The sequence below is a fragment of the Brevundimonas vitisensis genome, assembly GCF_016656965.1.
GTDB classification, from domain to species: Bacteria; Pseudomonadota; Alphaproteobacteria; order Caulobacterales; family Caulobacteraceae; genus Brevundimonas; species Brevundimonas vitisensis.
In genome coordinates, this window is sequence record NZ_CP067977.1 from 1,618,116 (window position 1) to 1,633,001 (window position 14,886).

Consider the following 14,886-nt stretch of genomic DNA (forward strand, 5'->3'; position numbering starts at 1 on the left):
CTTCGCGCCGTGGCGGAGGATCACAGTGACTCTTCCCGCCCCCTTTGCGCCCCTGGTCTCGGGTGGCGACGGCCTTGATCGTTACCCCGTCGCCTCGACCGTCCTGGCCGCCCGCCTGGCCGACCTCTATGGCGTTTCGGCGGACGCAGTCCTTCCGGTTCGCGGGCTGACCCATGGGCTTGAACTGGTCTGGCGCCTGGCCGCCCGCGACGGCGGCGCGGTCCAGGCCCCGGAGGCCGAGCCCTTTCTGACCCTGGCAAGCCTCTATCCTCGCGCGCCCAGGGGAACCGAGCCGACCGCCGTCATCGTCCGGGCCCTCGGCTCGGCAGAGGCGGTCGCCGAGATGGCCGAACGCCTGGGCACAGCCCTGCTGGTCGTGGACGAAGGCCTGATCGAATTCGCCGATGGAGCCTCTGCCGCCGCCCTGACGACGACCCACGCCAATCTGGTCGTTCTGCGCAGCCTGTCCCTGGCCTATGGACTGGCCGGAGCCCGGGTCGGGGCGGCGATCGCCGCGCCCGCCACCCTGGCCCGTCTGGCCTCCGTGCTCGAACCCTATGCCCTGCCCGAGCCCTCGGTACGGCTGGCCCTGCAGGCCCTGGACCCCTCCCGGCTGATGGAGACGCGCACCCGGATCACAGGGGTTCGCAGCGAGCGCGAGCGGGTGGCCAGCGCCCTGTCGCGGCGCATGATGGTCGATCCCGGCGTCGGACCGATCCTGATTGCCCGTCCGCTGGACCTTGCGGCGGCCCTGACGGCCCTGCGTGCCATGAGCGTGCCGGCCGATGCGTCCGGCGAGCGGCTGCGCCTGCCAATCTCGGCCCGGCCGGAGGTCAACGACAGGCTGCTGACCGCCCTGGACGCCGCCCCGGCCCGCAGCCGCCCCTCCCGGCTGGGCCAGTCGGTGCGCGACACCAAGGAGACCCGCATCGTCTGCGCCGTCCATCTGGACGCCACGGGCCCCATCGCCATCCACACCGGCGTCGGCTTCTTTGACCATATGCTGGAGCAGGTGGCCGCCCACGGCGGCTTTTCCCTGCGGCTGTCCTGCGAAGGCGACCTGCACACCGATCCCCACCACACCATAGAGGACAGCGCCATCGCCTTGGGTCAGGCCCTGAAGCAGGCGCTGGGCGAGCGGCGCGGCATTGCCCGCTATGGCTTCGTTCTGCCGATGGACGAGGCCAACGCAACCGTGTCGATCGATCTGTCCGGCCGCCCCTATCCGGTGTTCGAGGGGACCTTCGACACCCCCTATATCGGCGACTATCGCACCGATCTGACGGCCCATGTCTTCCGCTCTCTGGCTGAGCATCTGGGTGCCGCCATCCACATCGCCGTGACCGGCCAGGACGACCACCACAAGACCGAAGCCGTCTACAAGGCGTTCGGCCGGGCCCTGCGCCAGGCCATCCGCATCGAGGGCGAAGCGGTGCCCAGCACCAAGGGGGTATTGTGACGGTCGCCATCGTTCACCTGGGAGCGGGCAATACCGCCTCTGTGCAATTTGCCCTGGAGCGGCTGGGCGCCGATGTCCTGATCACCGCCGACCCTGCCGCCATCGCCGCAGCCGACCGGGTGATCCTGCCCGGCGTCGGGGCGGCTGCCTTTGCCATGGGCCGGATGAACGATCTGGGCCTGACCCAGGTGCTGCGCGACTTTTCCCGGCCGCTGCTGGGTGTCTGCCTGGGCCAGCAGTTGCTGTTCGAGACCAGCGAGGAAGGCGACCCCGTCCCTCTCCTGGGCTTCATTCCCGGCACCGTCTGTCGCCTGAACGTCCGCCCCGACCTGCCGGTGCCGCACATGGGATGGTCCCGGCTGAACATCACCCGCCCCGACCCGCTGCTGGCCGGGGTCGGTGACGGTGCCTATGCCTATTTCGTGCACAGCTACGTCTGTCCGGACACGGACGCCACCCTGGCCTGCGCCGACTATGGCACCGAGGTGCCGGCGGTGGTCCGCACCGGCAACCGGTGGGGCTGCCAGTTCCACCCCGAGCGCTCGGCCGAGGCCGGAGCCCGGATATTGAAGAACTTTCTGGAGCTGAGCGTCGCATGATCCTGTATCCCGCAATCGACCTTCGGGCCGGGGTCTGCGTGCGGCTGATGCATGGCCGCTTCGACCAGGTGACCGAATATGACACTGATCCGGTGGCCCGACTGGCGACGTTCGCCGAGGCCGGGGCCGACTGGGCCCACATCGTCGATCTGGACGGTGCCGAGGCCGGACGGGCCGCCCAGCATGCCCTGATCGGAACACTGGCCCGCGCCGGAACCGTCTCGATCCAGTCCGGCGGCGGTGTCCGCTCGGCCGAGGATGTCGCAGCCCTGCTGGACGCAGGCGTCAGCCGCGTCGTGATTGGCTCGCTGGCCGTGTCGCAGCCCGATACCGTTCTGAACTGGCTCGACCGCTTCGGGGCCGATCGCATCACCCTGGCCATCGACGTCAAGGCGGACGGCGACCGCTATGTCCCGGCGCTGAAGGGCTGGACCGAGGCGGCGAGCGTGGACCTGTGGGCGGCCCTGGATCGCTATCCGGCAGGCAGCACCCGTCATCTGCTGGTCACCGACGTCGGGCGTGACGGGGCCCTGACCGGGCCGAACCTGGACCTGCTGCGGTCCATCGTCGAGCGTCGGCCGGACCTGAAGGTCCAGGCCTCGGGCGGGGTGTCCAGCGTGGCGGACCTGACGGCGGCCAAGGCCATCGGTTGCGACGGGGCCATCGTCGGGCGGGCCCTGTATGAGGGGCGGTTCACCGTCGCCGAAGCCATCACGGCGGTCCGATGACGGCGCGGCGCATCATCCCCTGCCTGGACGTCAAGGACGGCCGGGTGGTCAAGGGCGTGCGGTTCGAGGGTCACCGCGACATGGGCGATGCCGTCGAACTGGCGGCGCGCTATCGCGATCAGGGCGCGGACGAGCTGGTGTTCTATGACATCACCGCCAGTCCGCAGGGGCGTACTCTCGACTATGGCTGGGTGCGCGACATCGCCCGGACCCTGGACATCCCTTTCTGCGTCGCGGGCGGCATTCGCACGGTGGATCAGGCGGCCCGCTGCCTGGACAATGGGGCGGACAAGGTCTCGATCAACTCCCCGGCTCTGGAGCGCCCCGATTTGATCGGCGAGATGGCCGCACGTCTGGGCCGCCAGTGCGTGGTGGTCGGCGTGGACTCCAAGCGGTCGGGCGACGACTGGGTGGTTCATCAGTATACGGGTGATCCGTCCGCCAGCCGTGGCGCAGGCCGCAGGACCATGGACTGGATCCTTGAGGTCCAGGCCCTGGGTGCGGGCGAGATCGTGCTGAACTGCATGGATGAGGACGGTGTTCGGCGCGGCTATGACATCGCCCAGCTGGCCGCCGCGCGGGGCCGCCTGACCATTCCCCTGGTCGCCTCGGGCGGCGCGGGCACGGCCTCCCACTTCCTCGACGTGTTCGAAAGCGCCAATGTTTCCGGGGCCCTGGCCGCCAGTGTCTTTCACACCGGCACCCTGGCGATCCCCGAGCTGAAGGCCTTCCTGGGCGGGGCCGGCGTGGAGGTACGACAGTGATCGATCCGAACACCCTCGACTTCGCCAAGGGCGACGGCCTGATCCCGGTCGTGGTCCAGGACGCGGCGACCCTGCAAGTCCTGACCCTGGCCTATATGGACCGCGCGGCACTGGAAGAGACCGTGGCCAGCGGCGAAGCCACCTTCTTCTCGCGCTCGCGCGGCGGGCGGTGGCGCAAGGGAGAAACCTCGGGCGACCGGCTGCATGTGGTCTCGATCACGCCGGACTGCGATGCGGACGCCCTGGTGCTGAAGGTCCGGCCCGTCGGCAATGCCTGTCACCTGAACCGCGTCAGCTGTTTTGGCGAGGAAGATGCCCCCGGCCTCGGCCGCATCGCCCGGCTGGAAGCCACCATCGCGGAACGCGCCGCCGCTGACCCGGCCCACAGCTGGACGGCCCGCCTTCTGGCCGAGGGGCCCAAGCGCGCGGCGCAGAAGGTCGGCGAGGAGGGCGTCGAGACCGCCCTGGCCGGTGCCGCTGGTCCCGATACGGAACTGGCATCGGAGGCCGCGGATTTGATCTATCATCTGCTGGTGCTGCTGCGTTCGCGTCACATGGTGTTTCAAGACGTGCTGGATGTGTTGGCCAAGCGCGCGCAACCGGCCAAAGACGCAGACTGAACCGGACATTCTGTCCGGGCGACAGAGGGAAGGAGCGGGCATGGCAGCTCTGGTGCTGTTCGGCGGTGGTGGCGATCTGGCCATGCGCATGCTGCTGCCCTCGCTTTATTTCCTGGAGCATGACCGCCTTCTGCCCGACGATCTGAAGATCATCGGGGCCGCCCGGTCCGAAGAAACCCCGGCTGAATACATCGCCAAGGTTCGCGCCTCGGTCGAGGCCAAGGCTCGCGCCGACCAGGCCTGGGACGAGGCCGCCTGGGCCCGGATGGAGGCCCGCCTGGACTATCTGGCCGTCGATGCGACCAGCGCCGAGAGCCTGCGCCCCCTGCGTGACAAGGTCGGCCAGGGGTCGGTGACGTCCTTCCTGGCGGTGTCGCCTTCGCTCTATGCCCGCATCGTGACGGCCATGCGGGCCGCCGGCCTGGCCGAGCCCGAGGACCGGGTGGTGCTGGAAAAGCCTGTCGGACGGGACCTGGAAACCTTCCTGGCCATCGACGACGCCGTTGCCGACGCCTTCTCCGAACAGCAGGTGTTCCGCATCGACCACTATCTGGGCAAGGAGACGGTCCAGAACCTGATCGCCCTGCGCTTCGGCAACACCATCTTCGAGCCGCTGTGGAACAATCTGTCGATCGACCACGTCCAGATCACCATCGGCGAGACGGTAGGGGTCGGCGACCGCTGGCCCTATTACGACGAGTACGGAGCATTGCGCGACATGCTCCAGAACCACATGCTCCAGCTGCTCTGCCTGGTCGCCATGGAGCCGCCCAGCGACCTGGACCCGGACTCGGTCCGCAACGAAAAGGTCAAGGTCCTGCGGTCCCTTCGCCCCATAACGCCTGAGGATGCCGAGCGGGTCACCGTGCGGGGCCAGTATGCGGCCGGAACCTCGGGCGGCAAGCCGGTCGCCAGCTATGACGAGGAACGCGGTCTGGATTCAGACACCGAAACCTTTGTCGCCATCCGCGCCGACATCGACAACTGGCGCTGGGCCGGCGTCCCCTTCTTCATGCGGACCGGCAAACGCCTGCCCGAGAAGCGCACCGAGATCGTCATCCAGTTCAAGCCGGTGCCACATTCCATCTTCGACCGCGACGACCGTGGCGAGGTCCAGGCCAACCGCATGATCATCGAGCTGCAGCCCGAGGAGGACATCAGCCTGACGGTCATGAACAAGCGTCCTGGACTGGATCAGCGGATGCAGCTGCAGCCGATCAAGATGAGCCTGTCCTGGGGTGTCGGCGGCAAGGGCGATGCCCCACCCCGCCGCCGCATCGCCTATGAGCGGCTGCTTCTGGATGCGCTGAACGGCGACTCCACCCTGTTCGTGCGCCGTGACGAGGCGGAAAAGGCCTGGGAATGGGTCGACGGCGTGTCCCAGGCCTGGGCTGATGCCGGCACCAAGCCCCATGACTATGTCGCTGGCACCTGGGGCCCCGAGGCCGCGGACTATCTGCTGGACCGCACTGGCCGCGCCTGGAACACGACCGATGCCTGAGATCGAAGTTTTCGCCACGACTGACGACTGGGCCGAAGCCTGCGCGTCCCGCCTTGCGTCGGACTTGTCCGCCGCCATTACCGCCAACGGGCGGGCCCTGTTCGCCGGGCCGGGCGGATCGACGCCCGCCCCCATCTATGCCCGACTGGCCGAGGCCCGGCTGGAATGGTCCAGCGTCGCCGTGACCCTGATCGACGAACGCTATGTCCCGGAGACTTCGCCGGAGTCGAACGCCCGCCTTATCCGCGACGTCCTGCTGACCGGACCGGCGGCCGCCGCTCGTTTCGTGCCGCTGTACAGCCCCGCCGTGACGGTGGACCGGGCCGCTGCCGTGGCTGCCGCCGCCCTGCGTGCCGAGGGCGGGCGCTTCGACACGGTCCTTCTGGGCATGGGCGAAGATGGCCATATCTGTTCCATGTTCCCGGACAGCCCGACCCTGAAGACCCTGCTCACGCCGACCCTGGCCCCCACCGTCCTGGGCGTGCCGCCCGGGCGCGACGGGGCCGCCCCGACGATCGAGCGGCTCAGCGTGAACCTGGCCTATCTGGCTCAGGCCGGCCGGGTCATCCTGGCGCTGAAAGGCGCCGCCAAGCGAACGGTCTATGAACGCGAGGCCTTGGGCGATCCCAAGGTCCAGCCGATCGCCGCCCTGATCGCCGCCGGGGTGCCCCTCGAAGTTCTGTGGACGGAAGGCTCCTGATGTCGCTTCATCCCACGGTCGCCGCCGTCACTGCCCGCATCATCGAGCGCAGCGGTCCGACGCGCACCGACTATATCCGCCGCATGGACCATGCCCGCGACAGCGGCGTGGCGCGGGCCAAGCTGTCCTGCGCCAACTGGGCCCATGCCTTCGCCGGTCAGACGATTGCCGACAAGCTGACCATGATGGGCGGCCAGGCCCCGAACCTGGGCATCGTCACCGCCTATAACGACATGCTGTCGGCGCATCAGCCGTTCGAGCGCTTTCCCGAGATCCTGCGCGAAGCCGCACGCGCCATGGGGGCCACGGCCCAGGTCGCGGGCGGAACCCCGGCCATGTGCGACGGCGTCACCCAGGGCCGCCCCGGCATGGAGCTGAGCCTGTTCAGCCGCGATCTGATCGCCATGTCGGCGGGTATCGCCCTGACGCACGATGCCTTCGACGCCGCCATCATGCTGGGTGTCTGCGACAAGATCGTGCCCGGCCTGTTCATGGGTGCCTTGGCCTTTGGCCACCTGCCGGTCGTCTTCGCCCCCGCCGGGCCGATGCCCAGCGGCATTCCGAATGCGGAAAAGGCCCGCGTCCGCGCCGAATATGCTCAAGGCAAGGTGGACCGGTCCGTGCTGCTGGAGAGCGAGGTCGGCTCCTATCACTCGCCCGGCACCTGCACCTTCTACGGCACCGCCAACTCCAATCAGATGATGATGGAGCTGATGGGCCTGCATATGCCCTCGACCGCCTTCGTCCATCCCGAGACAGGGCTGCGCGATGCCCTGACGGCAGCGGCGGGACGGCGCGCGATCGAGCTGGCCCTGTCCGGCACCTGCCGCATGGCCGACGTGATCGACGAGAAGGCGATCGTCAACGGCATCGTCGCCCTTCTGGCCACGGGCGGATCGACCAACCACGCCATCCACCTGGTCGCCATGGCGCGGGCGGCGGGCATAGTGATCGACTGGACCGACATGGACGAGCTGTCGGCGGTGACGCCGCTGCTGGCGCGGGTCTATCCCAATGGCTCGGCCGATGTGAATGCCTTCCAGGCGGCGGGCGGCGTGGCTTTCGTTGCGCGCGAACTGGCCCAGGCCGGGAATATCCATTCCGACGTCACGACCATCATGGGCTCGGGGATCGAGGCTTATTTCCAGGAACCGTCGTTGATCGACGGCCAACTGGTCTGGCGCGACGGCGTGAGCGAAAGCCTGGACACCGACATCCTTCGCCCGGCCTCCGACCCGTTCCAGAAGGACGGCGGTCTGCGCCTTGTGAAGGGCAATCTGGGCCGGGCCGTCATCAAGGTCTCGGCGGTCAAGCCCGAGCACCGGATTGTCGAGGCTCCCTGCGCCGTCTTCGAGACCCAGGAAGAGGTCCAGGCCGCCTTCAAGGCCGGACAGCTGGATCGCGACGTGGTCATCGTTCTGCGTTTCCAGGGGCCCAAGGCCAATGGGATGCCCGAACTGCATTCCCTGTCGCCCCTGATGTCGGTCCTGCTGGATCGCGGCTTCAAGGTGGCCCTGGTCACCGACGGGCGCATGTCGGGCGCGTCCGGCAAGACGGCCGCGGCCATCCATGTCAGTCCAGAGGCCCTGGACGGCGGCCCCTTGGCCTATGTTCAGACCGGCGACATCATCCGCGTCGATGGCGAGGCAGGCACGCTCGAAGCGGTCGGCATTGACCTGACAACCCGCGACCGTGCCCGTCGCACACCCGCCCACGCCGCCTCGGATTCCTGGGGTTATGGCCGTGAACTGTTCACGGCGTTCCGCCGCGTGGTGACCTCCGCAGAAGAGGGTGCCACCGTCTGTTTCTCCGGGGAGGAGACCTGAATATGACCATCGCCTGGGACAAGACACTGCTGGTCGGTGACGTTGGCGGCACCAACGCCCGTTTCGCCATTGCCCACATGATCCAGGGCAAGCCGGTACTGGAGCATCACCAGAGCTTTCCGGCCTCGGAACATCCCACATTCCTGGGTGGGGTGAAGGCCTTCATCGACGGCTGCGAGGTCAAGCCGACGGGTGGCGTCATTGCCGTCGCCGGGCCGGTGACGGACGGCGAGATCGACCTGACCAACTCGCCCTGGCGGGTGTCTGAGGCCGAGCTAGAAACCCTGGGCATGAAGCCCGTCCGCCTGATCAATGATTTCGAGGCCCTGGCCTGGGGTGCCCCCGTCGTCCCGGCCGACCAACTGGCTTCGCTGGGCGGCCCCGATGAGGGAGACCCCGAATCGGCGATCGCGGTCCTGGGCCCGGGCACCGGTTTTGGCGTGTCGGCGCTGGTGCGTGACGGGCGCGGCGGGGAAATGGCCATGCCGTCCGAAGGTGGCCATGCCTGCTTCCCGCCGGGCGATGCGGTTGAAGACGAAATCCTGCGCATCCTGCGTCGCCGCTATGACCGCGTGTCCATCGAGCGGCTGATCTGCGGGCCGGGCCTTTTGAACATGCACCGGGCCTTGGCCGAGATTGATGGTCGCGAGACCCATATCGAGGACCCGGCCGAAATCACCGAGACCGCCCTGGCCAATCCGAACAGCCCGTGCGGGGCGACCCTGGCCCGCTTCTGCGCCATTCTGGGGGCCGTGGCCGGGGACATTGCCCTGACCACCGGGGCCCGCGGCGGGGTCTATATCGCCGGCGGAATTGCGCCGCGCATCCTGCCCTTCCTGAAGGCCAGTCCTTTCCGTGAGCGGTTCGAGCGCAAGGGCCGGTTCGCCGACTATATGAAGGCGATCCCCACCAATGTGATCCTGCATAAACACGCGGCCCTGCTGGGCGCAGCACGGGTAGCGTTCGCCCAGGCGGAGTAAGGCGATCACGGAAACCTCACGCCGCCGTGAACCTTTCCGCAGGCTCGGTGTTTTGGTCTTTCCAACTATGGAAGGGACTAAATCATGCGTAAACTGATGATCGCCGCCGTCGCCACCTTCGCCGTTGCCGGCCTGGCCGCCTGCGGTGAAAGCGCCGCCGACAAGGCCGCCGAGCAGCAGGCCGACTCCATCGAGGCGCAAGGCGAAATGCAGGCCGACGCCCTGGAGCGTCAGGCCGACGCCGCCACGACCGACGCTCAGGAAGATGCCCTGAACGCTCAGGCCGACCGCGTTGAAGAGAACGCCGACCGTGCCGCCGACCGCGTCGAGCAGCAGGCTGGCAACGCCGACGGTGGCATGACCACTGCGAACACGCCGACCACCAACTAAGCCTTCGATCCCGATCGAGGTTCAGACCCCCGCCGGTTCGCCCGGCGGGGGTTTTTCGTGGTCGCGATCAGGCCTTCTTGGGGGGCCAGGGGATGAAGGGGCTGGTGCGGGCGACATAGTCGGCATAGCCGGGCCGCGAGCTGTGAATGGCCTTTTCGGTGATGCCGATGCCGGACCATTTGGTCAGGGTGAAGGTCAGGAAGATCGGCCCCAGGATGGACGCCGCTCCGACCCAGCCGCTCTCGGCCGCGATCAGATAAAGCCCCCACCAGACACAGGCATCGCCGAAATAGTTCGGATGGCGGGTATAGCGCCACAGGCCGGTATCCAGCACCTTGCCCTTATTGGCCGGGTCCTTGCGGAAGGCCGACAGCTGGGCATCGCCTATGCTTTCGCAGGCGATGCCGACCACGGCGAGGCCGGCCCCGATCCAGCCAATCCAGCCGACCGTCGGGCTATAGGCGATTTGACCCAGCTGCACCGGCAGGGACGTCAGCCAGGCCAGCAGCCCCTGCGGCAGGAAGACGAACAGCAGGGCGGTCTTGCCGAAGCTCCAACCTTTGTTCTTTTCCTGGCTTTCGACGATGGCGACATAGCGCCCATCAGCGCCATGCAGACGCCAGCGCCGCAGCAAATGGATGCCCAGGCGCAACGCCCACACCCCGACCAGCCAAAGCAACAGCAGGGTCCGTGTCGGATCGCCCTCGGTCCGGGGCCAGGTGATGAGGGCCAGCAGTAGCATGCCCAGCGGCCAGACGCCGTCGATGAAGCTGACGTCCTTCAGCCGCAGGGCCAGGAGCCAGAGGACCAGCATCACACCAATGATGACGGCCAGATTCACGGCCAGGAGGGTCAGGATTTCAATCAGGGTCATGGCGCAGAAACGCTATGGCCAAGCTGAAGGATGCAGCGGCACGGCCGACGTGCAGCGAATTTCATGCGACGTGGGCCGATCCTAGTCGATGCAGAGGGTCGCTTCGGCCTTGCCGTCCTCGATCGTCGTGAAACAGCCGAAGCGGTTGCTGGTCGCCTGACAGACGCCGGTGACGGCCCGGCCTTCCGGCGGCAGGACGCTGCCTTCCACCCGGCAGTCGCCCAGGCAATCGTCGCCGTCGCTGCAGCGTTGCCCGGCGTCGGCATAACGGATCACGCATTGCAGGGACTGCAGCCGTCCGACCCGCTGCATGGTCCCGCCCTGGGCCGTGCATTCGGCGACAGCCATTTCCTCGGGTGTCAGAGCCTTGGGTGCGCACGCCCCCAGGCACAGCATCGACAGGGTCGCTATGGCGATGATCGGCAGTTTCATGGTCAGCTCTCCACCCGGCCCTTGGCAAAGCCGGACCAGCAGTCGTCATAGTCGAGTTGCATCAGGGGCGTCTCATGCGCCCATTTTGTGACGCGAATAGGCATGCGCGTCTCGAACATGAAGGCCAGGGTGTTCTCGATCTTGTGGGGCACGAGGTCGGCCTGGGTCGCGGCCTCCCACGTCGCCTGGTCCGGACCGTGGCCGCTCATGCGGTTGTGCAGCGAGGCGCCACCAGGGGCGAACCCGCCCGCCTTGGCGTCATAGGCCCCGTACACCAGCCCCATGAACTCGCTCATCACATTGCGATGGAACCAGGGCGGCCGGAAGGTATCCTCGCCCACCATCCAGCGGGGCGGGAAGATGACAAAGTCCATGTTGGCCGTGCCGTGAACTTCTGACGGACTGGTCAGGACCGTAAAGATCGACGGATCGGGATGGTCATAGCTGACCGTATTGATCGTGTTGAACCGATGGGTGTCATAGCGGTAGGGCGCGTGATTGCCGTGCCAGGCGACCACATCCAGCGGACTGTGCTCAAAGGTCGTGGCCCACAGGCGGCCGCCGTATTTCTGGATGCACTGGACCGGCCGCGACACGTCCTCAAACGCGGCGACCGGGGTCTCGAAATCCCGCGCATTGGCCAGCCCGTTCGACCCGATGGGCCCCAGATCCGGCAGTTGCAGCGGTGCTCCATAGTTTTCGCAGACGTATCCGCGCGAGGGCCCGAACAGCTCGACCCGGAACCGCACGCCTCGGGGGATCACCACGACATGGCCGGGAAGCGCCTCGATGATCCCCATCTCGGTCACGAACCTGTGCGCGCCCTCCTGGGGCACGATCAGCAGTTCGCCATCGGCATCATAGAAGACGCGATCCACCATCGACCGGTCGGCGGCATACAGATGGATCCCCACCCCGGTGCCGGCTTCGGCATCGCCGTTGCCCCCATAGGTCACCAGCCCCTCGACCCAGTCGGTCGGGACGGTCGGCAAGGGCAGAGGATCCCAGCGCAGCCGGTTGGGATTGGGCGGGGTCTCGTCGAACGGCCCGGATCGCAGCCGCCCCTGATCGAAGGGCTGATAGGCCGGGTGCTGGGCGCTGGGTCGCAGCCGATACAGCCAGCTGCGCCGGTTCTGGTGCCGGGGGGCGGTAAAGGCCGTGCCCGAGAGCTGTTCGGCATAAAGCCCCAGCGGCGGCCGCTGGGGCGAGTTCCTTCCGATCGGCAGGGCCCCCACCACCGCTTCGGTGGCGAAGCTGTTGCCGAAGCCGGTCATATAGGCGACCGTGTCTGTGCCGGTTGTCATGGCGTTGTTCTCCCTGACCCCGATTTAAGCCGGGGCCCGGCCGAGGGCTAGGGCTTGGCAACGCCCGTCGTGCGGCACCGATCCGAACAGAAACGCACCTGATCCCAGTCCCGCGCCCATTTCCGTCGCCAGGCGAACGGCCGCCCGCAGGCCACGCAGGTCTTCTGCGGCAGGTTGCCCTTGTCCGGGGCCGTGCCCTTGTTCACGTGTTTACGGGCCATGTCCGATCCTGGTCTTTCCAGGGCCCAAAGGCCAGGCGAAGGGTCGCATACCGATCCGCACGAAAAACCTTCCCTTTACGCGCACGTCAAGTTATCACTTGGGGCATGGCCACTGCCGACGACCATCGCACCTATTCCATCCGCCAGTTGTGCCGGGAATTCGGCGCGACGGCCCGCGCCCTTCGATTCTATGAGGACAAGGGCCTGCTGACGCCCGCCCGCAAGGGGCAGACACGCGTCTATGGCGCGCGCGACCGGGCACGGCTGAAACTGATCCTGAGGGGGCGCCGCATCGGCTTCACCCTTCAAGAGATCCAGGAGATGCTGGATCTCTACGACCACGACGACCACAACGCCCATCAGATGGCGGTGGCCCTGCGCCGTCACCGTGCCCAGATCGCTGCCCTGAAGCAGCAGCGCGAAGATCTGGACGCCGCCATCGAAACGGCCGAGGAAGCCTGTGCCGTCATGGAGCGTAAGCTGGGCGAACACCGCCCCGACCTGCTGCCCGGCGCCGAAGAATACGCGACGCTTCTTCGTGCGCGCATGAACCCCGAACAACCCGTCATCCAGCCCTTCAAAGCGAGAGCCTGAGCCCCCATGGCCTATAAAGCCCCCGTCCGCGACCTGACCTTCGTGCTGAATGAAGTTCTGGACATCGACCGCTATGCCAACCAGCCCGGCTTTCAGGACGTGTCCTCGGATCTGGTTGCCCAGATCCTGGAGGAAGGCGCCAAGTTCGCCGAGGAGGTGATCGCGCCCCTGAACAAGGTCGGCGACACCGAAGGCTGCAAATGGGCGGACGGCAAGGTCACCGGCCCGACGGGCTGGAAGGAAGCCTATCAGGCCATGGTCGCCGCCGGATGGCCGGCCCTGTCGGCCCTGACCGAGCATGGCGGCCAGGGCATGCCCTCGGTCGTGGCCATGGCCTTCGGCCAGTTCACCGCCGCCGCCAGCCCGGCCTTCTCCATGTATCCGGGCCTGACGGCCGGAGCCTATTGGGGCCTGAACGCCAACGGCTCCGATGAGCAGAAGGCCATGTACCTGCCCAAGATGGCGTCGGGTGAATGGGGCGGCACCATGAACCTGACCGAGCCGCAGTGCGGCACGGACCTGGGCCTGATCCGCACCAAGGCCGTCCCGAACGGCGACGGCAGCTACAACATCACCGGCCAGAAGATCTGGATTTCGTCGGGCGAGCACGACTTCACCGACAACATCATTCACCTGGTCCTGGCCCGCATTGAGGGCGCACCGGCCGGCATCAAGGGCATCAGCCTGTTTGTCGTTCCCAAGGTCTTCGTCAACGAAGACGGCAGCCTGGGCGAGCGCAACGAAGGCGTCCAGTGCGCGGGCCTGGAGCACAAGATGGGCATCCACGGCAACGCCACCTGCGTCATGGCCTATGAAAACGCCAAGGGCTGGCTGGTCGGGACCGAGAACAAGGGCATGGCCGCCATGTTCGTGATGATGAACGAGGCGCGCCTGGGCACCGGGCTGCAAGGCCTGGCCATCGGCACCGCCGCCTATCAGGCCGCCGTCGAGTTTGCTCACGACCGCCTGCAGGGCCGCTCGCTGACCGGACCCAAGAACCCGGACGGTCCGGCCGATTCCATCATGGTCCATCCGGACGTGCGCCGCATGCTGCTGGAAGCCAAGGCCTTCGTCGAAGGCGGCCAGGCCTTCACCCTGTGGACCGCGCTCCAGGCCGATCTTCAGCATTCGGACGATGAGGCGACCGCCCAGAAGGCCAAGGACTACATGGGTCTGATCACGCCCGTGCTGAAAGCCTATCTGACCGACAAGGGCTTCCACGTCGCCAGCCTGGCCATGCAGGTTCACGGCGGCTCGGGCTACACCGAACACTATCCGGCGTCTCAGTATCTGCGCGATGCCCGCATCACCATGATCTATGAGGGGGCCAACGGCATTCAGGCCCTGGATCTGGTGGGCCGCAAGCTGCCCGCCAACGGCGGCCGCGCCATCATGAGCTGGTTCGCCGACATCGACGCCTTCGTCTCCGAGAACGGCGGCGACACCCCGATCAAGCCCTTCGTCGACGGCCTGGCCGACACCAAGAAGAAGCTGCAGGAGGCCACCATGTGGCTGATGCAGAACGGCATGCAGAACCCGGACAATGCGGGTGCGGCCTCGACCGACTATCTGAACGTCTTCGGCCTGACGGCCCTGGCCTATCTCTGGGCCCAGATGGCCAAGGCGGCGCAGAAGCAGATCGATGCCGGATCGACCGATCCCTATTACGCCAACAAGCTGATCACCGGCCGCTATTTCGTCGAGCGCATTCTGCCCGACGCTTCGGGCCACATGGCCAAGCTGAAGACCGGTGCCGACGTCCTGATGGCCCTGCCGGCAGAGGCGTTCTGAGCCAAACCAGAGTCCTCCCTCCCCCTTTCGGGGGAGGGGGGTCGTCGCGCAGCGGCGACCAGGCGGGAACGGCTCGGCGACGCCGAACCTGTCTCGCCCGGCC

At 67.2% G+C, this 14,886-nt stretch carries 16 protein-coding genes; 12 read left to right on the plus strand and 4 right to left on the minus strand.

All coding sequences use genetic code 11. The features are described 5' to 3' along the window. Nucleotides 1-25 precede the first annotated feature (25 nt). The 10 genes from hisB (at nt 26) to JIP62_RS08230 (ending at nt 9,567) form a co-directional block, all read left to right on the plus strand. Nucleotides 26-1,459, plus strand: a complete 1,434-nt coding sequence (gene hisB / locus JIP62_RS15255) for an imidazoleglycerol-phosphate dehydratase HisB (RefSeq protein ID WP_201101663.1) — start codon at nt 26-28, stop codon at nt 1,457-1,459. After that, entirely contained in the window at nt 1,456-2,058 is a 603-nt protein-coding gene (hisH, locus tag JIP62_RS08190) for an imidazole glycerol phosphate synthase subunit HisH (protein WP_330999921.1), read from the plus strand. Before hisB ends, hisH begins: the two co-directional genes overlap by 4 nt. Beyond that, nucleotides 2,055-2,786 carry a 1-(5-phosphoribosyl)-5-[(5-phosphoribosylamino)methylideneamino]imidazole-4-carboxamide isomerase gene (hisA, locus tag JIP62_RS08195; protein ID WP_201101665.1) on the plus strand — a complete coding sequence of 244 codons (732 nt, stop codon included), beginning with the start codon at nt 2,055-2,057 and terminating at the stop codon, nt 2,784-2,786. The genes hisH and hisA overlap by 4 nt, the downstream gene beginning before the upstream one ends. Then, complete coding sequence (gene hisF, locus JIP62_RS08200; protein WP_201101667.1) at nt 2,783-3,550, plus strand: imidazole glycerol phosphate synthase subunit HisF; 768 nt, start codon at nt 2,783-2,785, stop codon at nt 3,548-3,550. The genes hisA and hisF overlap by 4 nt, the downstream gene beginning before the upstream one ends. After that, nucleotides 3,547-4,170, plus strand: coding sequence for a bifunctional phosphoribosyl-AMP cyclohydrolase/phosphoribosyl-ATP diphosphatase HisIE (gene hisIE, locus JIP62_RS08205; RefSeq protein WP_201101669.1), 624 nt, complete (start codon nt 3,547-3,549; stop codon nt 4,168-4,170). Before hisF ends, hisIE begins: the two co-directional genes overlap by 4 nt. Before the next feature lie 40 nt (nt 4,171-4,210). Next, nucleotides 4,211-5,671 (plus strand): glucose-6-phosphate dehydrogenase, encoded by a 1,461-nt coding sequence (gene zwf, locus JIP62_RS08210; protein ID WP_201101671.1) that lies wholly within the window; start codon nt 4,211-4,213, stop codon nt 5,669-5,671. After that, the gene (gene pgl / locus JIP62_RS08215) at nt 5,664-6,371 is read left to right on the plus strand and encodes a 6-phosphogluconolactonase (protein ID WP_201101673.1); all 708 of its coding nucleotides are present in this window, start codon (nt 5,664-5,666) and stop codon (nt 6,369-6,371) included. Before zwf ends, pgl begins: the two co-directional genes overlap by 8 nt. Further along, the gene (gene edd / locus JIP62_RS08220) at nt 6,371-8,197 is read left to right on the plus strand and encodes a phosphogluconate dehydratase (protein ID WP_201101675.1); all 1,827 of its coding nucleotides are present in this window, start codon (nt 6,371-6,373) and stop codon (nt 8,195-8,197) included. Before pgl ends, edd begins: the two co-directional genes overlap by 1 nt. 2 nt (nt 8,198-8,199) lie before the next feature. After that, nucleotides 8,200-9,177, plus strand: coding sequence for a glucokinase (gene glk, locus JIP62_RS08225; protein ID WP_201101677.1), 978 nt, complete (start codon nt 8,200-8,202; stop codon nt 9,175-9,177). Between the two features lie 84 nt (nt 9,178-9,261). Then, nucleotides 9,262-9,567 (plus strand): hypothetical protein, encoded by a 306-nt coding sequence (locus tag JIP62_RS08230; protein ID WP_201101679.1) that lies wholly within the window; start codon nt 9,262-9,264, stop codon nt 9,565-9,567. 67 nt (nt 9,568-9,634) lie between these two features. On the opposite strand, the gene JIP62_RS08235 is transcribed toward JIP62_RS08230, so the two are convergent. The 4 genes from JIP62_RS08235 to JIP62_RS08250 form a co-directional block, all read right to left on the minus strand. Continuing rightward, nucleotides 9,635-10,441, minus strand: coding sequence for a DUF1295 domain-containing protein (locus JIP62_RS08235; RefSeq protein ID WP_201101681.1), 807 nt, complete (start codon nt 10,439-10,441; stop codon nt 9,635-9,637). An 81-nt stretch (nt 10,442-10,522) separates the two neighbouring features. Continuing rightward, entirely contained in the window at nt 10,523-10,873 is a 351-nt protein-coding gene (locus JIP62_RS08240; RefSeq protein ID WP_201101683.1) for a hypothetical protein, read from the minus strand. Between the two features lie 2 nt (nt 10,874-10,875). Then, nucleotides 10,876-12,177, minus strand: a complete 1,302-nt coding sequence (gene hmgA / locus JIP62_RS08245) for a homogentisate 1,2-dioxygenase (RefSeq protein ID WP_201101684.1) — start codon at nt 12,175-12,177, stop codon at nt 10,876-10,878. Nucleotides 12,178-12,224: 47 nt separating this feature from the next. Beyond that, nucleotides 12,225-12,398: a DUF2256 domain-containing protein gene (locus JIP62_RS08250; protein WP_201101686.1), complete on the minus strand. Its 174-nt coding sequence runs from the start codon at nt 12,396-12,398 to the stop codon at nt 12,225-12,227. A 105-nt stretch (nt 12,399-12,503) separates the two neighbouring features. On the opposite strand from JIP62_RS08250, the gene JIP62_RS08255 reads away from it, so the two are divergent. Both JIP62_RS08255 and JIP62_RS08260 read left to right on the plus strand, forming a co-directional pair. Then, the gene (locus tag JIP62_RS08255) at nt 12,504-12,992 is read left to right on the plus strand and encodes a MerR family transcriptional regulator (RefSeq protein WP_201101688.1); all 489 of its coding nucleotides are present in this window, start codon (nt 12,504-12,506) and stop codon (nt 12,990-12,992) included. A 6-nt stretch (nt 12,993-12,998) separates the two neighbouring features. Next, on the plus strand, nt 12,999-14,783 hold the full coding sequence (locus tag JIP62_RS08260; RefSeq protein WP_201101689.1) for an acyl-CoA dehydrogenase C-terminal domain-containing protein: 1,785 nt from the start codon (nt 12,999-13,001) through the stop codon (nt 14,781-14,783). Nucleotides 14,784-14,886 lie beyond the last annotated feature (103 nt).